This is a genomic window from Novosphingobium sp. HII-3, assembly GCF_002916655.1.
GTDB lineage: Bacteria > Pseudomonadota > Alphaproteobacteria > Sphingomonadales > Sphingomonadaceae > Novosphingobium > Novosphingobium panipatense.
In genome coordinates this window covers 350,839-371,669 of sequence record NZ_PPSM01000014.1, presented here as the reverse complement: position 1 = coordinate 371,669, position 20,831 = coordinate 350,839, and the positions used below count along the sequence as shown (strand labels likewise).

The window sequence follows — 20,831 nt, the reverse complement described above, 5'->3', positions numbered from 1 at the left end:
ATACCACCGAACCTCTGGGTATATGCATCACGGCTGTGAGGAGGAGCGCAGCCGACCGATGGAAAGGCAACCGTGACGCAATTCACTTCCGATCGCCTGCTCCTTTTTGGCGCAACCGGCGATCTTTCGCGCAGAATGCTCCTCCCCTCGCTCTGTGCCCTGGACGCCGAAGGGCTCCTGGGCCAGGACGTCGAGATTATCGGCACAGCCCGTTCCGATTTCGACGATCAGGGCTTCCGCAACTTCGCGCGTGAAGCGCTTGAGCAGTTCCTGCCCGCCAGCCGGCGCGGCAGCATGGCTCAGTTCCTGAACCGGTTGACGTACCAGCCGCTCGACGCGAACGACGCCGACAGCTTCAAGGCTCTCGCACAGAAGGTCGGCACGCCCCGGGAGGGATTGTCGATCTTCCTCTCCACCGCGCCCAGCCTGTTCGAGCCCACCATCCAGGGCCTCGAAAAAAGCGGGCTGACCGGGGAAAAAGTCCGCATCGGGCTGGAAAAACCGCTCGGCGTGGACCTTGCCTCCAGCAAGGTCATCAACGACGCCGTCGCCCACGCCTTCCCTGAGGAGCGGATCTTCCGCATCGACCATTACCTCGGCAAGGAAACGGTCCAGAACCTCCTGGCGCTGCGCTTCGCTAACCTCATGTTCGAACCGCTGTGGAACGCCGCGCACATCGATCATGTGCAGATCACCGTTTCCGAAACGGTGGGCCTGGAATCGCGCGTCGCCTACTACGATGACAGCGGCGCCCTGCGCGACATGGTCCAGAACCACATGCTGCAGCTCCTCGCGCTTGTCGCCATGGAGCCGCCCGTCTCGTACAATGCGACCAGCATCCGCAACGAGAAGGTCAAGGTCCTTCACTCGCTGCGCAAGGTCCGCCCGGAAGAAACCGTGACGGGCCAGTACCGCGCGGGCGCGATCACGGGGCAGGCCGTGCCCGGCTACGACGAGGAACTGGGCAAGGATTCCAGCACGGAAACATTCGTCGCCATCAAGGCCTTCATCGACAACTGGCGCTGGCAGGGCGTGCCGTTCTACATGCGCACCGGCAAGCGCCTGCCCAAGCGCTCCACGGAGATCGTCGTTCAGTTTCGGAAGGTTCCGCACTCGATCTTCAACGGGCGCGGCGCCAAGACCGTGCCAAACCGGCTCGTCATCGGGATCCAGCCGGAAGAGAACATCACCCTTTCGCTAATGACAAAGGTGCCCGGGCTGGACCGCAACGGCTACGGCCTGCGCTCCACGCCGCTCGCCATCCTCACGCCTGACGCCTTCGCCGATCGCCAGCGCCGCATCGCCTACGAACGGCTGCTGCTCGACCTGATCGAGGGCGACCAGACCCTCTTCGTCCGCCGGGACGAAGTGGAAGCGCAGTGGGAATGGATCGATGCAATTCGTGCCGGCTGGGAGGAACACCAGCAGGAGCCCAGAACTTACACTGCGGGAAGCTGGGGTCCGTCGGCTGCGATTGCCCTTGCCGAACGCGATGGAGTGACCTGGCACGAGTGACCGCTCGTGCCCATGTCCAGTTTTGCATGTGCCAAGCCCGCATAGGGCACAATATAGCGATTGACACCGGTTACCATCCCCCTGCAGAGGCGGGACGGGAGCAAAGCCGGATGTCGCGAATGATCAGGAGCAGACCATGACCAACCTCCACCCGGTGGTCGCGCGCGTCACCGACCGCATCATCGAACGATCCAGGGACAGCCGCTCGCGCTATCTTGACATGATCGCCCGCGAGACCGACCGGCACTCCGATCGCAGCTTTCTTTCCTGCTCCAATCTTGCCCATGGCTTCGCCGCCGCTGGCGAGGACAAGGCGACGATCGCCGGCACCCGCGCGGTGAACATCGGCATCGTCACCGCCTACAACGACATGTTGAGCGCGCATCAGCCTTACGGCCGCTACCCTGAACAGATGAAGCTCTTCGCCCGGGAAGTCGGCGCGACCGCACAGGTGGCTGGCGGCGTCCCGGCCATGTGTGACGGCGTCACGCAGGGCTTCGACGGGATGGAACTGTCGCTGTTCAGCCGCGACGTCATCGCGCTGTCCACCTCCGTCGCGCTCAGCCACGCGATGTTCGACGGCATGGCGCTGCTCGGCATCTGTGACAAGATCGTGCCCGGCCTCGTCATCGGTGCGCTGCGCTTCGGCCATTTACCGGCGATCTTCGTTCCGGGCGGTCCGATGCCGACCGGCATCTCCAACAAGGAAAAGCAGAAGGTCCGCCAGCTCTACGCGGAAGGCAAGGTCGGCCGCGAGGAACTGCTGGCAAGCGAAAGCGCGAGCTATCACTCGCCCGGAACCTGCACCTTCTATGGCACTGCCAACTCCAACCAGATGATGATGGAGATGATGGGCCTGCACATACCCAACGCCGCCTTCGTCCCGCCCAACACGCCGCTGCGCACCGCGCTCACCCGCGCCGCCACGCAGCGGCTCGCCGCGATCACCCGCAAGGGTGAGGACTACCGCCCGATGGCGAGGGTGGTGGACGAAAAGGCGATCGTGAACGCCATCGCCGGCCTTCTTGCCACCGGCGGCTCCACGAATCATGCCATCCACCTGCCCGCGATGGCGCGGGCAGGCGGTATCCAGATCACCTGGGAGGATTTCGACGAGCTGTCTGCCGTGGTGCCGCTCATCACTCGCGCCTATCCGAATGGCGCGGGTGACGTGAACCACTTCCACGCGGCGGGCGGCATAGCCTGGGTCGTGCGCGAACTGCTTGGCGCGGGCCTGGCCCATGCCGACATCCTGACCGTGGCAGAAGGCGGCATGAGCGCCTACGCCGACGAACCCGTGCTGGTCGACGGCGAACTCGCGTGGACGCCGGCCCCGGCCGTAAGCGGTGACGACACGATGCTACGCCCGGTTTCCGCCCCGTTCCTGCCGGACGGCGGCATGCGCCTGGTTCAGGGCAATCTCGGCCGCAGCACCTTCAAGACCAGCGCGGTCGACAAGGAACGCTGGACCATAGAAGCGCCCTGCCGCGTGTTCAACGATCAGGAAGGCGTCGCCAAGGCTTTCAAGGCGGGCGAGCTTGATCGCGACGTCGTGGTGGTCGTCCGCTTCCAGGGCCCGCGCGCCAACGGGATGCCCGAACTGCACAAGCTGACGCCGCCGCTGGGCGTGCTGCAGGACCGGGGCCACAAGGTCGCGCTCGTCACGGACGGGCGCATGTCGGGCGCGTCCGGCAAGGTCCCCGCCGCCATCCACGTAACGCCGGAGGCGCTCGCCAACGGCCCGCTCGCCTACCTGCGCGACGGCGACATCGTCCGTCTCTCGGCCGAGGACGGCACCCTTTCCACCACCGCCGACCTGTCCACGCGCGACCCCGCACCGCCGCCGCCTCCCGCGTTCGGCACCGGGCGCGAGCTCTTCGCCATGTTCCGCCTCAACGCCTCCAGCGCCGAGCACGGCGGGTCCTCCATGCTGGAGGTCGCCGGCCTGTGAGCACTGAGATCGTCACCGTCGATATCGGCGGCACGCACGCACGCTTCGCCATCGCAACCATTGCCAACGATGGGCAGATCACGCTGGCCGAGCCTGCGACGCTGCACACCAAGGACCATGGCAGTTTCCAGCTGGCGTGGCAGGCCTTCCGGGATCTGCAGGGGGGCACCCTTCCTGAGGCGGTCGCCATGTCGGTTGCCGGCCCGGTCGGCGATGAAGTGATCCGCTTCACCAACAACCCCTGGATCCTGCGCCCGGCACGGATCCAGGAGATGCTCGGCCCCAGGCGTCAAACCGTCGTCAACGACTTCGAGGCGGTCGGCCACGCCGTTGCCACGGCGGATGAGGGCGACTTCCTCCACCTCACCGGCCCCGAAGGCGCGCTGCCCCCAACCGGTACACTGAGCGTGCTTGGCCCCGGCACGGGCCTTGGAGTGGCGCATCTCTACCGCGACGGTCGGGGCGGCTATCACGTCCAGGCGACCGAGGGCGGGCACATCGACTACGCGCCACTCGATGTCATCGAGGATGCCATCCTCGCCCGGCTGAGAAAGCGCCACAACCGCGTATCGGTGGAGCGCGTGGTCTCCGGCCCGGCCATCGTCGACATCTACGCAACGCTCGCCGCCATGGAGCACAAGGCAATCTACGAGAAGACCGACGTCGAGATCTGGACCGCCGGCATGTCGGGCGAGGACAGCCTTGCCGCCGCGGCGGTGGACCGTTTCTGCCTCGCTCTCGGCGCGGCGGCGGGCGACTACGCCCTCGCCCATGGCGCCAGCGGCGTCGTCATCGCCGGCGGGCTTGGCTACCGCATCCGCGAGACGATCTGCTCGTCCGGTTTCGCCGAGCGTTTCCGCGCCAAGGGTCGCTTCGCCGGCCTGATGGCCAGGATGCCCGTCAAGCTCATCACTCATCCGCAGCCGGGCCTCTTCGGCGCTGCGGCCGCCTTCGCCAGGGAGCATCTTCAGTAATGACCACGCAATCCGAAGCCGTCGAAAAGGTCATGCGCCTCGCCCCGGTCATCCCGGTGCTGGTGATCGAGGACATCGAGCATGCACGGCCGATCGCCGAAGCGCTTGTCGCCGGGGGGCTGCCCGCGCTGGAAGTGACGCTGCGCACAGACTGCGCGCTTGAGGCCATACGGGTAATGAAGCAGGTACCGGGCGCCGTCGTCGGCGCCGGCACGGTTCTCACGCCGGACGACCTCAAGCGCTCGGTCGACGCCGGAGCCGAGTTCATCGTCTCCCCCGGGCTGACGCCGAACCTCGCCGAAGCCGCCTACAAGTCCAAGATCCCTTTCCTGCCGGGCACCGCTAACGCCAGCGACATCATGTTCGCGCTCGAATGCGGGTTCGACCGGCTGAAGTTCTTCCCCGCCATGGCGGCGGGAGGCCCGTCGGCGCTCAAGGCCATTTCCGCTCCCCTCGCCGCCGCGAAATTCTGCCCGACGGGTGGCGTCACGCCGCAGAACGCGCCGGAATGGCTGGCGCTCGATGCCGTAATCTGCGTCGGCGGAAGCTGGATGGTTCCCAAGGGCAAGCCGGACGTGGCGCAGATCGAGGCCGCCGCTCGCGCTGCTGCGGGGCTGGCGCGCTGATGGGCGCCGGGGGGCAGCCGGCGCTGCGCACGGTGGACCAGCTGACGGCGCGCCTGCAGGAACTGCACAAGCTCACCGCGACCAGCCCGCTGTTCAACCCGGTGTTCCAGCTTGGCCTGGAACTGTCGCGGTTGCTGGAAGACGGCAGCATGGCCCTTGACGACATTGAAGCGCTTGTCGCCGAGATGGAGTGCGAGGGGCTGCGCGCCCGGGCCGCCCGGCTTGATCGGATTCTCGGCACCCTGCCTCTTGGGGAAAACGACAGGGCGCTGGACCAACTGGCGGACGAGGCCGGAGACGACGACGATTTCAACGCCTTCGCTGCCCGATGGCAGCGCCCGGCGGCGCATGTCGTCTTTACCGCGCACCCCACCTTCCTGCTGAGCGCCGCACAGAGCGAGGCGGTGGCGGTCTCTGCCTCCAGCGGGGACTTCAGTGACGCCTCGGTCTGCGCGGCCTCTTCCGGGCGTGACACGATCACCCTCGACTACGAGCACGCCGCCGCCATGGCCGCCCTCGCACGAGGCCAGAAGGCGCGTGACCGGATGAACGCCCGCCTGTTCGACAAGGCCGCCGCGCGCTGGCCGAAGCGCTGGAAGGGCCTCAGCCCGATGCCTGTGCGGTTCGCGCATTGGGTCGGCTACGACATGGACGGGCGCACGGACATCTCGTGGTCCACCTCGATCCGCTACCGGCTGGAAGAGAAGGCCCAGCGCCTCGAAGGCTATGCCATGGCGCTGGACAAGGCCGCGCCCGACATCGCGCAGCAGCTTGAGCGTGCCCACGCCCACACGGCCGAGCTGGCAAGTGCCTTCAGCCAGGATCTCACCGATCCCGACGCGCTGTCCGCCGCCGCGAACGGCCTGACCGCCGATCACGCGGACAAGATCGTCAGTCTCGAACCCATCATCGCCCGGCTTGAGGAAGAGGCCCGCCACGCCGATCAGGCGCAGGCCCGCGCCCTCCTCGTCACCGCCGCCGCGATGCGGGCTGATGGTCTTGGCATGGGCTGGATTCACTTCCGCGTGAACGCCTCCCAGCTTCAGAACGCGATCCGCCGCCGCATCGATCCGGACGGCAAGCTCAGCCTTGCCAGCCAAGCGGCGCTGGTGCGGATGCGTGAACTGCTTGCCGAAGTGAAGCCGCTCCGCTCCAACTTCGCCGCGCTCGCGATCGAGAATTCGACCGCCGTGCGCCAGTTCCTCGCGATGGCCCAGATCCTTGGCCATATCGACGGCGATGCGCCGATACGGATGCTCGTGGCCGAATGCGAAGAACCGACGACGGTGCTCGCCGCGCTCTACTTCGCCCGCATGTTCGGGATCGACGACAAGGTCGATGTGTCGCCGCTGTTCGAAACGGAAAGCGCGCTGGAACACGGCGGCCGCTTCCTCGACGCCGTGCTGGCTGAGCCGGCCTATCGTGACTATGCGCGCAAGCGAGGCCGCGTCTCGATCCAGACCGGCTTTTCCGACGCCGGCCGGTTCGTCGGCCAGGTGCCCGCCGCGCTCGCGATCGAGCGTCTGCAGGGCCGCCTCTCCGAAGCCATGGCCGCCAACGGCCTGTCGGACGTGGCCGCGCTGATCTTCAACACCGGCGGCGAATCGATGGGGCGCGGCTGCCATCCCTCCAGCATCGACGACCGGTTCCACTGGCAGATGTCGCCATGGGCTCGCCGGCGCTTCCTGCGCGCAGGCATCCGGCTGGAGCCGGAAGTCAGCTTCCAGGGTGGCGACGGCTACCTTTGGTTCGGCTCGGACGAACTTGCGCTGGCAACGCTCACCCGCATGGCCGAACGCCCGCTGTGGGAAGCGGATGTCGATGCACCCACGGACCTGTTCTACCGCCGCACCGATCTCAGCCTCGATTTCTACCGCGCCATCCGCGCGGTCCAGCACCAGCATCTTGAAAGCGCGACTTACAGCCGCGCAATAACCGCGTTCGGGCTGGGCCTGCTCAACGACACCGGCAGCCGCAAATCGCGGCGCCAGTCGGATCTCGCGTCCGACCGCACGATGAGCCTGAGGCAGATCCGCGCCATTCCGCACAACGCCATCCTCCAGCAGCTTGGCTACCCCGTGAACGTCATTGCCGGCATCGGCACGGCGGCGGACGGCAACCGCGAGGAAATCGCGGCGCTGCTGCGGGAAAGCGCGCGCGGGCGGCAGATCGTGCGCCTTGCCCGCGCCGCCAACGCCCTCGCCTCGATCAAGACTGTCTCGGCCTATGGCGAGCTGTTCAATTCGGCATACTGGGCCAGCCGCCCCTATCGCGGTGGGGAGGAGACCATCGCCGACGCCTGCCTCAAGCTGGCCGAATACCTCACCAAGGACGACCGGACCGGGGTCTACCGCCGCCTCGCCTCAAGGCTTCGCGTCGATGCCTTGAAGCTGCACCGGCTGCTCGAACTCATCCCGGACGAAGCACCCCTGAAGGACCGGGAGCACACGCGCCGGTCGCTCGGCGTGTTGCAGGCGCTGCGGATTGCGCTGTTCCAGCACATGTTCCTGCGCGCGGTCATGGTGCCACAGTTCAGCCGCGCCAACGACATCAGCCGGGAGGACGTGCTGGAGATGTTCTTCACCCTGCGGGTGGAGGACGGGCTGGCGCAACTGCGCCGCGCCTTTCCGGTGCATTTCCCATCGATCAACGATTTCGCGGTGGACGCGCCGAGCGACTACCCGGATTCAAGCGCGACGGGGTACGCACAGATCCACAAGGACTTCATCGATCCCATAGCGCGGTCCTATGCGCTGTCCCTGCGGATCACCACGGCGCTGGCGAACGAGTTCGGCGCTCACGGCTGAGTTGGCGGCGCAGCCTGTCGCGGCGGGAGCTTTGGCCCGTCAGCGGCGGGCGGCGTGCAGTTCGGCGCTGAGGGTCGCCACAAGCTGGGCGGCGGGCATGGCGCGGGCCAGCGGCGCACCCTGTCCGGCCCAGTGCGCGCCGAAACCATGCTCGCCTTTCGCCTTGGCGGCGGCGTTGAGCGCCTTGCCCGCATCGTAGGCGATGGGATAGTCCGGTGGCCGCCGCTCCCCCACCCGCGCGGAAAGCGCGGTGAAGCGGTTTGCCAGCGCCCGGGCGGGTCGGCCGGAGACAAGCTGCGTCAGTGTCGTCTCGTAAGCGCCCGGCCCCATCAGGGCCGCGCGGTACGATTCGTCGGCAGCCGATTCCGGACAGGCGACGAAGGCGGTGCCGAGTTGTGCGGCAGCCGCGCCCAGGTCCAGTGCCGCCGCGATGCCCGCACCGTCCATGATCCCGCCCGCCGCGATGACGGGAAGCCCGGTTTCACGGACAAGCAGCCGCGTCAGCGCCACGGTGCCAAGCTGCGGGTCTGTTGCCGCGGGATCGAACATGCCACGGTGGCCGCCCGCCTCGATACCCTGCGCGATGATTCCGTCCAGCCCCGCCGCCTCGATCGCCCGTGCCTCGGCAAGGTTGGTGGCGGTGGCGAGGAGGAGCACGCCGCGTTCGTGCAGGGCGGACACAGCCTCCGCGTCCGGCAGGCCGAAATGGAAGCTGGCCACGGCGGGCGCCGCCTCGACGACGAGAGCCAGCAGTTCGGCATCTTCGGCCAGACTCGCGTACGGCGACTGCAGGGCGGCGGGCGGCTCGACCCCGAATTCCACGAAGAGGGAGCGCAGCCAGTCCAGCCAGCCCGCCTCCCGTTCCGGATCCGCCACCGGAGCCTGATGGACGAAGAGGTTGAGGTTGAAGGGCCGCGTGGTACGGGCCCGCAGTTCGTCGATGGCTACACGGGCATCGGCCGCGTTGCCTGCCCCCAGGGCGATTGAACCGAGCGCTCCCGCGTTGGAGACTTCGGCCGCCAGAAGCGGCGTGCTCGTGCCTGCCATCGGGGCCTGTATCAGGGGCAGGTCCAGGCCAAGCCGCTCCAGCATCGGGATCACTCCATCAGGCCCAGCAGGCCGTCGATCTCGCAGGTTGCAAAGCCCACGGTGCTATCGGAAATGCCATAGGGGATCAGCAGCCGCTCACCCACCTTCAGCGCGCCGCACGTATAGATCACGTTGGGCACATAGCCGGACCTGTCGGCATTCTCAGCCGTGAGCACAGGTTCGGTGGTGCGGGCCAGGACCTTGCTCGGGTCGTCCCGGTCCAGCAGGGCGCATCCTAGCGAATACTTGCGCATCGCCCCCACGCCGTGCGTGAACAGGAGCCAGCCCTCGTCGATCAGGATCGGGCTGCCGCAGTTGCCGATCTGGATGAACTCCCAGGGAAATTTCGGCTCCATCAGCAGGATGCCGTCGTCATCCCAGACGTTGAGCTGGTCCGAACGCAGGAGGAACAGGTTCTTGCCGTCCTGCCGCCCGACCATGGTGTAGCGCCCGTCGATCTTCTCCGGAAACAGGGCCATGCCCTTGTTGCGTCCCGCCTTGCCGAGGATCGGCTCCAGATCGAAGCGGCGGAAATCCCGCGTGCGCAGGAGTTCGGAACGGATCGAACTGCCGGAATAGGCGGTGTACGTGCCGACCCACTCGTAATCGCCCCCGCCATGGTCGAAGCGCACCAGCCGCAGGTCTTCCAGTCCGCCGCGCTGCTGCTCGGTAATGGGGAAGATGACGGTGTTCGATAGACTGGAGTCCGCATGGCGATGCACCGATACGCAGCAATCGGCGTCGACCAGTTCCTCCTCGTCCAACTCGACCGACGTCGCGAAGGCGGCTTGGGGCCAGAGGCGGAAATCGCCGTCGCACTCCGCGATACCTTCGCGAAAAGCGATGGAACTGATGTGCCCCTCGCCCACTGCCCGCAGCGACATGATGAAGCGCACGCAATCGTCCTGCAGACCGGACTGGTCCGGCGAAGGGACGATCGAGGGATTCATCAGTGCCGCCGCCGCGAACGTGTATTCGTGGCAGAAGTACGAACCGATCAGCCGCTGCTTCGTCTCCGAGTAGTCTGCCGGATCGAGCGCGAGATTTGCCGCCACTTCCTTGAAGCGTTCGGCAAAGATGCACTCCGTCTGCCAGTGTCTCTCCTTGAAGTCGGCAAGGACACGCGCATACTCGAGCCGCGCACGCTCCTCACTGAGCGCCGCCACGTCCAGGACCAGCCGCATGGCGCGACCGTCACGGGCGTTCTTTGCCTGCCAGCCCAGGTGGAACGGGCGGATGACCACTCGTGAGGGGTCAGCGTGCAGGCGCGTGTCGAATATGCGTAGCGGTTCAGACCAGGCGTTTTCGGGCCGGTTCAAACAGTCCTCCTTCCCCTGGGCGGGGCGTCGATGACGTGACCAGTTCCATGAGCGCATAATGCGACAACTGGAAGGCCAGGATCGATTCCGCGCCACAATTCGTGTTGGCGCCACGCGGGGTCACGCCGTCGCGGCAGCGGCCCGTGGCGAGGTCGGCGAGCACGACCCCGCGATCGTTGCCGCCGAAGAACCAGCGCCAGGCGATCATCGCATGCTTGCGCCAGAAGGCGCCGCTAGTCGCGCGCCAGGCGGTGCGGGCTGCCTCCACCGCCGCCTGCGCCTCAAGCGGCTGCTGGTCGAACGGCAGGTAGCTGTGCGCCTTGTGGAAGCTTTCCGATCCGATCGGGCGGAACTGGCCCCGTGCCGAAACCTGCTGCGCACAGATCCACTGCAGGGTTTCAAGTCCTGCACCGATCCAGTGCTCCTGCTCCATGGCGATGCCCGCTTCGATCAGCGCCTGGGACAGGCGCGGGTTGTCGTAGCCGAGCACGGCCTCGAACCAGGCCCAGTCGGGACGGCGCCCTTCACCCAGAAGGCGCATCAGGAAGTCGCCGCCGCGTTCAACCAGCGCGCGCGATGCGGCATGGGCCGGGTCGCGGCGCAACACCGCGCAGGCGCCCAGCATGGCGAAGGCGGTGGCGCGGGGGGAACCGAGGGCACCGACAGCCTGAATGACATCGTCGTACAGGCCCTGCGCCCAATCCGCGAGGCCGGGGTCGCGGGACAGCTCGATCGTTTGCCCGAGAGCCCAGACCGCGCGGCCGTTCGAATCTTCCGACCCCTCGTCCTCGCACCAGCTGCGGTCGAAACGCATGAAGTTGCGGAAGCGCTTCAGGTCCGGATTCCACGCGGACTGGATGAAAGCGGCGTAGGCCAGGCTCCACTTCATCCTCTCGCCAACCGAGATGCCCTCGGCCACGTTCATCAGCATGAGCGCACGCGCGTTGTCGTCCAGGCAGTAGCCGTGGCGGCGATCCGGCACGACGCCCACGGAATGCTGGAGCATGCCCGTGGCATCGCTCATCGCCAGAACGGCGGACAGCCCGGGGATTGCCGTCACCGGCGGCACGACCGGTTCAGGTGCCACGGCCTTGGTCACCAGCTGGGCCGACGCGCTGGCGAACCGCGGCCAGATCGTTTCGCGGCCCCGCGCATAGGCGCGGCGCTGCATCGCCGTCATAGCTTCCGGATCATCGAGCAGGGTAATGACAGCCTGCGCGATCGTGTCGCTGGAGTTCGGCTCGATCAGAAGGCCGGCGTCGCCGGCCAGCAGTTCGCGCGCATGGACGTAAGGGGTGGAAATCACCGCCTTGCCCAGGGCAACGGCATAGCTCAACGTACCCGAAGTCGCCTGCTGCAGGCCCGGATAGGGCGTGAGATAGATGTCGGATGCTTCCAGCTGGTCCAGCAGTTCGTCCGTCTGGAGGAACCGGTTCTCCCAGCCGACATGATCCGCGACGCCAAGCTCGCGCGCCAGCGCTTCGAGGCTTTCGCGGTAGGCTTCACCTTCCGCAGCCACCAGGTTCGGGTGAGTGGCGCCGACAATGCGATAAAGCACCTCCGGGTGGCGGGCGACGATCTTCGGAAGTGCCCGGATCGCGTGCTCCAGGCCCTTGCCTGGACCGATCAGGCCAAAGCTCATGAGAACCTTGCGCCCTTCCAGCCCGAAGCGCGCCTTGAACTCGTCCTGCCGGCCGAAAGGACGATCGGGAGCGCCATGCTCGATCACTTCGATGAGGCCTGGGCCCGCCTCGTAATGCGAGATCAGCAGGTCGCGGGCGCGGCTGGACATCACCATGATCCGCGAGGCGCGGGTGATGAGGTGCCGCATGATCGCGCGCTGCCGCTCCGACGGCTCGCTCAGGACAGTATGCAGGGTCAGCACCAGCGGCGCGGCGAGGCGGTCCACGAAGTGGGTGACCATCTCGCCATCGGGGCCGCCGAAGATGCCGTACTCATGCTGGAGCCAGACCGCATCGACACCAGCCTCGTTGATGCGGCGCGCGGCGCGGGAATAAGCTTCGGGATCGTCACAGACGATGGTGCTCGCGACGCCCTCGTAGCTCAGGGGCCGGCGCGGATCGTCAAGCGCGTGGACATCGACCGTAATCTCGGGGTGGTAGGCCCCGAGCTTCTCGAAGATGTCGGTCGTGAACGTCGCTATGCCGCACTTGCGCGGAGCGAAGTTTCCAATGAGCGCGAGGCGCATGCCACGCTTGGGCGTTGCGCCGGTCGCCTCGAAGATCGAGTGGACCTCCGCCACCTCGCGGCCGAATTCGAAATCCTGAGAAAGCGGCAAGTTAGCCATTCGAACACCGTGAACGAGGGATGAACTGTTGCACGGACAATTCCCCGGTGCCGATTCGGTTTCCCGCAAGTGCGTAAAAAAGGGCAGGATGTTACCCAGAACGGTTCTGTGGAGGCCGGCTCCCCTGAGAACGCCCTTTGCCGCGCGTGCTTCCAGCCCACGGCCTTTGACTGAAACAGCAGGGAGTCGCGGCGGTTCCATCGCATTGGACAACGTCCGATCCGTTTCCTATGTTGCCCTTCACAGCAATAAATGAACAGAGAGGGGACACATGGCTCCTGCACCGCGCGACGACGACACCCGCGCCACGATCGAACGCCTCACCGCTTGCCTGGCCGGGCCGGAGCAGGCGGCCTGGGCCGTGCGCGCCCTTGCCATTGATTCTGCGATACCCGGCGCGGGACCGGGCCGGGTAAGCCGGGCGCAGGTGGCGATGGCCCTTAACGCAGCGCTGTTCCTCGACCTGCTGCAGCGAGTGCCGACTGCGGCGCGCTATGTCGGCCGAATGCGGGCGGCGGGCGAGCCGATCGTCTTCGATCACGGCGCCTTGCGCACGATAGACGGCAGCACGGGGGGCCTGCCGCCCGGACACGGCGCCTTCGGGCGCTTCCTCGAACCGCTGGGCTACGAAGTGCGCGGGCTTTACCCCCTGCCCGCGCTTACGATGACGGGTCGGGCCTACGTACACGCCGATCTGCCCGCCTCCATCCCACAGTTCTTCGTCTCGGAACTGCACGTCGACCAGCTGGCCGCCCCCGCGCAGACCGCGGCCGAAGCGATCTTCGGACAGTCCGCCGATCCCCTGGGGGAAGCGGAATGGGCTGCGATCGACGCCATCGGTCGCGACGGCGACTGTTCGCTGGACGATGCGGAAACGATCCTGCGCGGTGCCATGCGCGCGTTCGATCGGCAGCATCCGGTGCCTGCGCTCGCCGATTACGAACGACTCCTGGAACATAGCCGCGAAGGCGGATGGATCGCCACCGAGGGCAACGCCTTCAACCACGCGACCACGCGCGTGCCGGACGTGGACGCCCATGCCGAGGCGCTGAAGGCGGACGGCTACCCGTTGAAGCCGACTGTCGAGGTCTCCCGCAACGGCCGGGTGCGCCAGACGGCCGTCCTTGCCGATAAAGTGGCGCGCCGGTTCCGCCTGCCCGATGGCGGCGAGACCGTCCGCGACGTGCCGGGCTCGTTCTACGAATTCATCTCCCGCGATGTCGATCCCGACACCGGCCTGCTCGATCTCACGTTCGACAGCGGCAATGCGACGGGTATCTTTGCAGTCACGAGGGCCAAGGCATGAGCACGCTCCAGTCGTTCGATCCCGCAGACGGTTCGCTGGTCTGGGAGGGCGAGATCGCTGACGCGAACGCGGTGGCGGCCGCCCTCCTGCGCGCCCGCCGGGCCTTTGCCGCGTGGGGCGCCTTGCCCATCGCGGCGCGGGTGGAAGTGGTCGAACGCTACCGCGCCACGCTGGAGGAGCGCAAGGACGCCCTTGCACAGACGATTGCGCGCGAGACTGGCAAGCCGCTCTGGGAAGCGCGCGGCGAAGTCGCGTCCATGATCGGCAAGGTGGGCCTCTCGATCAAGGCCCAGGCGGAGCGCGCCGGCGAACAGCGCAGCGACATGCCGTTCGGCCAGGCGGTGCTGCGCCACCGGCCGCATGGCGTGATGGCCGTGCTCGGCCCGTTCAACTTCCCCGGCCACCTGCCCAACGGCCACATCGTCCCCGCCCTGCTGGCAGGCAACACGGTGGTGTTCAAGCCTTCGGAAATGACACCGGCCACGGGCGCCGCCATGGCCGACTGCTGGGCCGAAGCGCTGGTCGATCATCCCCACGTCTTCCAGTGCATACAGGGCGCCCGGGCTACCGGAGAGGCACTGATCGGCGGGCACATCGATGGCCTGCTGTTCACCGGCTCGGCAGCTGCGGGCGCGCACTTCCGCCGCGTCTTCGCGGATCGGCCCGACGTCATCCTCGCGCTTGAACTCGGCGGCAACAACCCGCTCGTCGCCTGGGACGCCGCCGACGTGGAGGAGGCCGCCTCGGTTGTCGTGCAGTCGGCCTTCATCACCACCGGCCAGCGCTGTTCCTGTGCGCGGCGCCTCATCGTGCCCGACACCGCGTTCGGCGAGGCGCTGGTGCAGGCTGTCGCCGCCCTTGCCGACCGGCTCGTCATAGGCGCGTGGAACGAGACGCCCGAGCCCTGGATCGGTCCCCTGATCCACGAAGGCGCGGCAGCCAACGCCCGGGCCTGCTTCGACGATCTCGCCGGACGCGGCGCCCGCGTGATCCGCCCCTTCACCGGGATCGAGGGCCGTTCCGCCGCGTTCGTCACTCCCGGAATGCTCGACGTGACCGGCGTGTTCGTGCCCGATGAGGAAATCTTCGCGCCCATCCTCCAGGTCAGCCGCGTGCCCGATTTCGCCGCCGCCATGGAGGCGGCGAACAACACCCGCTTCGGCCTTTCCGCCGGGCTTATCAGCGGCGACGATGCGCTGTGGGAGCGCTTCCTCGTCGAATGCCGGGCGGGCGTCGTCAACCGCAACCGGCCGACTACCGGCGCCGCCGGGTCCATGCCGTTCGGAGGTCTGGGGGAGAGCGGCAACCACCGTCCCAGCGCCTACTACGCCGCCGATTACTGCGCGTACCCGGTCGCCAGCTTCGAGGCACCCGATGCCTCCGGTAACGCCGGCGCCCTCGGCGGCAGACTGAAGCCGTGAGCGCGCTCTCCGTCGAGGAGCTGGACCTGCTCGCGCCGATCGAGCGCGAAGCGATCCTCGATCGCACACTCGACTGGGCTGCGATCAACAGCGGCACTGGCAACCTGGCCGGGCTTGCCGCCATGGCCGATCGCCTCGCCGAAGCTTTCGCGGCCTTGCCCGGAGACATCCGGTTCGTGGATCCCGCGCCTGTCGAAAAGGTCGACGCGGAAGGCAAACTTCGCGAGGTGGGCCACGGCCGCCATCTTCTCCTGTCAGTCCGTCCGGAGGCGGAGCGGCGTGTCCTCCTCACCGGGCACATGGATACGGTCTATGCACGCGAGCACCCGTTCCAGACCTGCAGCTGGATCGACGCAGACCGGCTGAACGGCCCCGGGACGGCGGACATGAAAGGTGGTCTTTCACTGATGCTGGCAGGGCTTGTTGCCTACGAGCAGACAGCTCCCTCGCTCGGCTACGACGTGCTCATCAACAGCGACGAGGAGACAGGCTCGCTGTCCTCCGCCGCGTTGATCGCGCAGCGCGCACAAGGCAAGCTGGCGGCGCTCACTTACGAGCCGGGGCTGCCGGACGGCTCCATGGCCCGGGCGCGGCCCGGTTCCGGCAATTACGCCGCCGTCATCACCGGCCGCTCCGCGCATGCCGGGCGCAACCCGCAGGACGGCCGCAACGCCATCCTCGCGGCGAGCGAGCTGGCCCTGCGGCTCGCTGCTGGGATACGGGAGGGCCTCACCATCAATCCGGCCCGTATCGAGGGCGGCGCGCCGAACAACACGGTGCCTGACCTCGCGATCCTGCACTTCAACCTTCGCCCGCGTTCTCCCGAACTGGCCGAAATCGCCCGCGCTCTTGTCGATGAAGCCGTGGCGCACGCAAGCGTCACGCACGATGTGCAGATCCACCTTCACGGCCAGATCTCGCGACCGCCCAAGCCGATCACGCCGCAGACAGAGGCCCTGTTCACCCTCGTCGGCAAGGCTGCCGCAGACCTAGGCCAGCTGGGCGACGAACCGATGCGCTGGCAGGATACCGGCGGCGTGTGCGACGGCAACAACATCGCCGCCTGCGGGGTCCCTGTGCTGGACACGATGGGGGCGCTGGGCGGCGCGATTCATTCGCCGCAGGAGTTCATGATCGCCAGTTCGCTTGATGCGCGCGCCCGCCTCACGGCCCTCGTCCTGCACCGCCTCGACCGGAACGGAGTACACGCTTGACCTTTCTTCTGCGCACCGCCCGCGAGGGTGACATCGAGGCGCTCTACCGCATGGCCAAGGGCACGGGCGGCGGCTTCACCAACCTGCCGCCGGACCGGCCCACGCTGAAGGGCAAGCTGGAACGCGCCGCCCGCAGCTTCGCGCGCGACGACGGCGAGATCGGCAACGACCTGTTCGTGTTCATCCTCGAGGACACACGGGCCGGAAAGGTGCGCGGCACCTGTCAGGCGTTCTCGCAGGTCGGCACGGAGCTGCCGTTCTATTCCTACCGCATCGGCCGCATCACCCAGCATTCCAAGGAGCTTGACCGCACCTTCCGAGCGGAGATGCTGACGCTCTCCACCGATCTTGACGGTGCCAGCGAAGTGGGCGGGCTGTACCTCGACGCCACCGAGCGTTCAGCGGGCGTCGGCAAGCTGCTTGCGCGCAGCCGCTACCTGTTCATCGCCATGCATCGCGCGCGGTTTGCCGACACCACCCTGGCCGAACTGCGCGGCGCGATCGACGATGCCGGCAACTCGCCGTTCTGGGACGGGCTTGCCGGGCGCTTCTTCGACATGAGTTTCCGCGATGCGGACGAGTTCAACGGGCGGCACGGCAACCAGTTCATCGCCGATCTCATGCCCAAGCACCCGATCTATACCGCCCTGCTTTCCGAGGCCGCGCGGCAGGTCATGGGCCAGCCGCACTACTCCGGCCGCCCGGCGATGCGCATGCTGGAGAGCGAGGGGTTCGCCTTCCAGAACTACATCGACATCTTCGACGGTGGCCCGACCATGATCGCGCGGACGGACCAGATCCGCACGGTGCAGGAGGCGCGCACGCAAGAGGTCACCCGCCTGCTGCCCGCCCCGGAGAGTGAGCCCACGCACCTGATCGCCTCGGGCCGGCTGGCCGACTTCCGCGCCTGCCTCGGCTGTGTCGGTGCGGACGGCACGCTGGACGAGGCCGCCGCCACGCTGCTGGGCGTAAGCACCGGCGACAGCATCACTTACGCTCCGGCCTGAGGGATCCCATGCGCACCGAGATCAATTTCGACGGCATCGTCGGCCCCAGTCACAACTACGCGGGGCTGAGCCTCGGCAACCTCGCGTCCACGCGCAACTTTGGCAAGGTGTCGGCCCCGCGCGCCGCCGCCCTGCAGGGCATCGCCAAGATGCGCGCGAACCTGGAACGCGGTCTGGTGCAGGGTTTCTTCCTGCCGCAGCGCCGCCCGGACGCGGGTTGGTTGCGCCGGCTCGGCACCACCATGGAGGATGCCGCCCCCGGCCTGCGGGCCAACGCTTTCTCCGCGTCCTCCATGTGGGCGGCGAACGCGGCCACCGTCTCTCCCGCCCCGGATACCGCAGACGGGCGGTGCCACCTGACGGTCGCCAACCTTGTGACGATGCCGCACCGCAGCCATGAGTGGCGAGAGACGCTGGCGCAGCTTCGCCTCGCCTTCGCCGACGAGCGGCACTTTGCAGTTCATGAACCCGTGCCCCCACCGTTCGGGGACGAGGGCGCGGCCAATCACATGCGCCTGTGCGCGCATCACGATGCGCCCGGCGTCGAGGTTTTCGTCTACGGCGTCGCAGGCGGTCCCTTCCCCGCGCGCCAGCACCGCGAGGCGAGCGAGGCCGTCGCCCGCCGGCACGGCCTTGCCCCCGAACGCACGGTCTTCGCTCGCCAGTCGGACGAAGCCATCGCCGCCGGCGCCTTTCACAACGATGTCGTGGCCGTCGCCAACGAACGGGTGCTGTTCACCCATGAACTCGCATTTGCCGAGCGTGACGCCCTGTACGGCAGCCTGCGCGACAAGCTGCCGGAGATCGAGATCGTCGAGGTCCCGGCCCGCGCGGTCAGCCTCGCGGACGCGATCCGCTCCTACCTGTTCAACGCGCAGCTGGTGACGCTGCCATCCGGAGAGGCCGCGCTGGTGCTCCCCGGCGAGGCGCAGGAGACGCCCGCTGTCTGGAGCTGGCTTGAGGCCCACGTGGCGGGCAACGGCCCCATCCGCCACCTCTTCGTCCACGATCTGCGCGAAAGCATGGCGAACGGCGGCGGCCCGGCCTGCCTGCGCCTGCGGGTGGTAGCCGACCCGGGGACCATAGATCCCCGCTTCCTCGCCACGCCGGACAGGCTCGACCGCATTGAGGCGCTGGTGGCCCGCCTCTGGCCGGAGCAGATTGCGGTGGAAGACATCGGCAGCCCGGCGCTTTGGGCAGACTGCCTGGCCGCGCGGGCCGCACTCTGCGCCGAACTTGGGTTAGACGAACTGGACCGTCCCGCCTTCTGAGCGCTTTTCGCACGCGCTCTTCGCGCATTTGCATTGGTTCTTGAGACATGGCGCCACATATCGAAGACATGGAAATTTCTACCCGCCCCCGACTTCCCGATCCGATCCGCGCTGTCATCTTCGACATGGACGGCACGCTGATCGACACTGAAGCCACCCAGCACCGCATCTATGCGAAAACGGCCGAACAGATCGGCTGGCCGCTTTCGGAAGACGTTCTCTCCGCGATGGTGGGCATCAACCGCGATGCGAACGAGAGGATGCTGGCCGAACGCCTCGGTCCGGAGTTCCCCCTCGCGCGCTTCTATACCGAGGCGGGCGTGCTGTTCGAAGCGGCGGTGGATGCAGGCATTCCGCTGCGCCCCGGCGCCCTCATGATCCTCGACCATTTCCGCGAGGCCGGAGTGCCGCTGGCGCTGAACACATCGACGATGGGGACTCTGGCGCAGCGGCGGCTGAAGAAGGCAGGGCTGCTGGACTACTTCGACGTGATCGTCACGCGCAGCGACGTGACGCATCCCAAGCCGCACCCGGAGCCTTATCTGCTCGCGGCCGAGCGTCTCGGCATGGCGCCGGCGGACTGCGTGGCGGTGGAGGACAGCTATGCCGGCGTGCGCTCCGCAATCGCAGCGGGCATCGCAACGGTCATGGTGCCCGACCTTCTGCCCGCGACGGAGGAGATGACACTGGCGGGGGCGACGGTCCTGCCCAGCCTTTCCGCCCTGCGCGATCTTCTGCTCGCCGACACGGCAAGCTGACTTTTCCCCCGGATCAGGACGAAGGCGCGGCGGCTTCGGGCTGGTGGTCCGGATGCGCGGCGAGGAATTCGGGCAGGTCACGGCACGCGGCCTCGATCCGCGTGATCCGGGGGTAGTCGCCAAGATCGAAGGCGAAGCGCCGCGCGTTGTAGAGCTGGGGCAGCAGGACGCATTCGAAGTAGCCGGGAGCCTCGAACAGGAACTCGCCGGTGTCGCGTTGCCTCAGCCGCGCCTCCACGCCCTGCAGCGTCTTTTCGAGCCAGCGATGATACCAGCGGTCCACCTCCGCCTGCGAATGCCCGAGGTCATGCCTGAGGTATTGGAGCACCGGCAGGTTCAGCGGCGCGTGGAGTTCGGTCGCGATGGCCATGCCGAGTTCACGGGCGACGAACCGCGCCTCGATGTCCGAGGGCAGCAAGGGTCGCTGCGGGTAGCGCTCGTCCAACCATTCGAGAACGGCCATCGACTGTGCCCGCGCATGGCCGTCCGCTTCCAGCACAGGGACGCCCGCGAAGGGGTTGAGCGTCCGGTAGCTCTCGCTCCGCTGCTCGGCAGCGAGCAGGTTCACGGGGACAAGCTCGTAATTCAGCCCCTTGAGTTTGAGCGCGATGCGCAGCCGGTACGTGGTGGAGCTTCGCCAGTAGCCGTGAAGGCGAAGGGGCGTAGCCATCGCGGTCAGCTTTCCGCCGCGATCTTCTCGTGCAGCCAGGCCGCATGACGCGGCGCCTTGCGGGTGCGCGCCCATTCGTCGAGCATGTCGTCCGCAACCGCGCGCAGGCTTTCCATCTGATCCGCCGTGCCGAACTGCCAGGCGAGTTCAAGGCGGTGCCCGTTCGGATCGAAGAAGTAGATCGACTTGAAGACGCCGTGATGCGTCGGGCCGATGACATCCAGCCCGGCGGCCTCGGCCCTCGTCTTGGCGGCAAGCAGGTCGGCTTCGCTGTCCACCTTGAAGGCGATGTGCTGCACCCAGGCCGGGGTTGCCTCATCCCGTCCCATCTCGGGCGCGTTCGGCAGTTCGAAGAAGGCAAGCACGTTGCCGCCTCCGCAGTCGAGGAAGACGTGCATGTAGGGGTCGGGCGCCCCCGTGGAAGGCACCGTGTCCTCTGCGATCGCCAGCATGAAATCCATGCCCATGACGTCGCGGTAAAAATCCACCGTCTGCTTGGCGTCGCGGCAGCGGTACGCCACGTGATGGATGCCGCCGAGTGTGGGGGCCTTGCCTTGCGTCATCGTCTCTCTCCCGGGAAGTTGCGGGCGGATCT

General features: G+C 67.4%; 16 protein-coding genes. 11 read left to right on the top strand and 5 right to left on the bottom strand.

Annotated elements, in window-relative coordinates:
* Positions 1-72: 72 nt before the first annotated feature.
* The 5 genes from zwf (at position 73) to C2R25_RS05535 (ending at position 7,873) form a co-directional block, all read left to right on the top strand.
* Positions 73-1,515, top strand: a complete 1,443-nt coding sequence (gene zwf, locus C2R25_RS05555; protein ID WP_103728214.1) for a glucose-6-phosphate dehydrogenase — start codon at positions 73-75, stop codon at positions 1,513-1,515.
* 136 nt (positions 1,516-1,651) lie between these two features.
* Positions 1,652-3,466: a phosphogluconate dehydratase gene (edd, locus tag C2R25_RS05550; protein ID WP_103728213.1), complete on the top strand. Its 1,815-nt coding sequence runs from the start codon at positions 1,652-1,654 to the stop codon at positions 3,464-3,466.
* Entirely contained in the window at positions 3,463-4,440 is a 978-nt protein-coding gene (locus C2R25_RS05545) for a glucokinase (RefSeq protein ID WP_103728212.1), read from the top strand. The genes edd and C2R25_RS05545 overlap by 4 nt, the downstream gene beginning before the upstream one ends.
* On the top strand, positions 4,440-5,066 hold the full coding sequence (eda, locus tag C2R25_RS05540; protein WP_103728211.1) for a bifunctional 4-hydroxy-2-oxoglutarate aldolase/2-dehydro-3-deoxy-phosphogluconate aldolase: 627 nt from the start codon (positions 4,440-4,442) through the stop codon (positions 5,064-5,066). Before C2R25_RS05545 ends, eda begins: the two co-directional genes overlap by 1 nt.
* Positions 5,066-7,873, top strand: a complete 2,808-nt coding sequence (locus C2R25_RS05535) for a phosphoenolpyruvate carboxylase (RefSeq protein ID WP_103728210.1) — start codon at positions 5,066-5,068, stop codon at positions 7,871-7,873. Before eda ends, C2R25_RS05535 begins: the two co-directional genes overlap by 1 nt.
* Before the next feature lie 39 nt (positions 7,874-7,912).
* On the opposite strand, the gene C2R25_RS05530 is transcribed toward C2R25_RS05535, so the two are convergent.
* Genes C2R25_RS05530 through C2R25_RS05520 form a run of 3 tightly spaced genes read right to left on the bottom strand, consistent with a single transcriptional unit; the run spans position 7,913 to position 12,589 of the window.
* Positions 7,913-8,971: a nitronate monooxygenase family protein gene (locus C2R25_RS05530; protein WP_103728604.1), complete on the bottom strand. Its 1,059-nt coding sequence runs from the start codon at positions 8,969-8,971 to the stop codon at positions 7,913-7,915.
* Entirely contained in the window at positions 8,971-10,281 is a 1,311-nt protein-coding gene (locus C2R25_RS05525; protein ID WP_233203775.1) for a glycoside hydrolase family 130 protein, read from the bottom strand. Before C2R25_RS05525 ends, C2R25_RS05530 begins: the two co-directional genes overlap by 1 nt.
* Positions 10,253-12,589 (bottom strand): glycosyltransferase family 4 protein, encoded by a 2,337-nt coding sequence (locus tag C2R25_RS05520; protein WP_103728209.1) that lies wholly within the window; start codon positions 12,587-12,589, stop codon positions 10,253-10,255. The genes C2R25_RS05525 and C2R25_RS05520 overlap by 29 nt, the downstream gene beginning before the upstream one ends.
* 271 nt (positions 12,590-12,860) lie before the next feature.
* Here C2R25_RS05520 and C2R25_RS05515 point away from each other — a divergent pair, with 271 nt between their 5' ends.
* The 6 genes from C2R25_RS05515 (at position 12,861) to C2R25_RS05490 (ending at position 19,566) form a co-directional block, all read left to right on the top strand.
* Positions 12,861-13,895, top strand: a complete 1,035-nt coding sequence (locus C2R25_RS05515) for a 2-oxoadipate dioxygenase/decarboxylase family protein (RefSeq protein WP_103728208.1) — start codon at positions 12,861-12,863, stop codon at positions 13,893-13,895.
* Positions 13,892-15,316 carry a succinylglutamate-semialdehyde dehydrogenase gene (astD, locus tag C2R25_RS05510; protein ID WP_103728207.1) on the top strand — a complete coding sequence of 475 codons (1,425 nt, stop codon included), beginning with the start codon at positions 13,892-13,894 and terminating at the stop codon, positions 15,314-15,316. Before C2R25_RS05515 ends, astD begins: the two co-directional genes overlap by 4 nt.
* Positions 15,313-16,530 (top strand): hydrolase, encoded by a 1,218-nt coding sequence (locus C2R25_RS05505; protein ID WP_103728206.1) that lies wholly within the window; start codon positions 15,313-15,315, stop codon positions 16,528-16,530. Before astD ends, C2R25_RS05505 begins: the two co-directional genes overlap by 4 nt.
* Entirely contained in the window at positions 16,527-17,537 is a 1,011-nt protein-coding gene (locus C2R25_RS05500; protein WP_103728205.1) for an arginine N-succinyltransferase, read from the top strand. Before C2R25_RS05505 ends, C2R25_RS05500 begins: the two co-directional genes overlap by 4 nt.
* An 8-nt stretch (positions 17,538-17,545) precedes the next feature.
* Positions 17,546-18,808 (top strand): N-succinylarginine dihydrolase, encoded by a 1,263-nt coding sequence (locus C2R25_RS05495; RefSeq protein WP_103728204.1) that lies wholly within the window; start codon positions 17,546-17,548, stop codon positions 18,806-18,808.
* Between the two features lie 68 nt (positions 18,809-18,876).
* Positions 18,877-19,566, top strand: coding sequence for an HAD family phosphatase (locus C2R25_RS05490; protein WP_103728602.1), 690 nt, complete (start codon positions 18,877-18,879; stop codon positions 19,564-19,566).
* Between the two features lie 13 nt (positions 19,567-19,579).
* Here C2R25_RS05490 and maiA read toward each other — a convergent pair whose 3' ends face one another.
* Together maiA and C2R25_RS05480 are read right to left on the bottom strand one after the other, a co-directional pair.
* Positions 19,580-20,236 carry a maleylacetoacetate isomerase gene (gene maiA, locus C2R25_RS05485; protein ID WP_103728203.1) on the bottom strand — a complete coding sequence of 219 codons (657 nt, stop codon included), beginning with the start codon at positions 20,234-20,236 and terminating at the stop codon, positions 19,580-19,582.
* A 5-nt stretch (positions 20,237-20,241) separates the two neighbouring features.
* A complete protein-coding gene (locus tag C2R25_RS05480) occupies positions 20,242-20,799 on the bottom strand; it encodes a VOC family protein (protein WP_103728202.1) in 558 nt (185 codons plus the stop codon).
* Between the last annotated feature and the right edge of the window lie 32 nt (positions 20,800-20,831).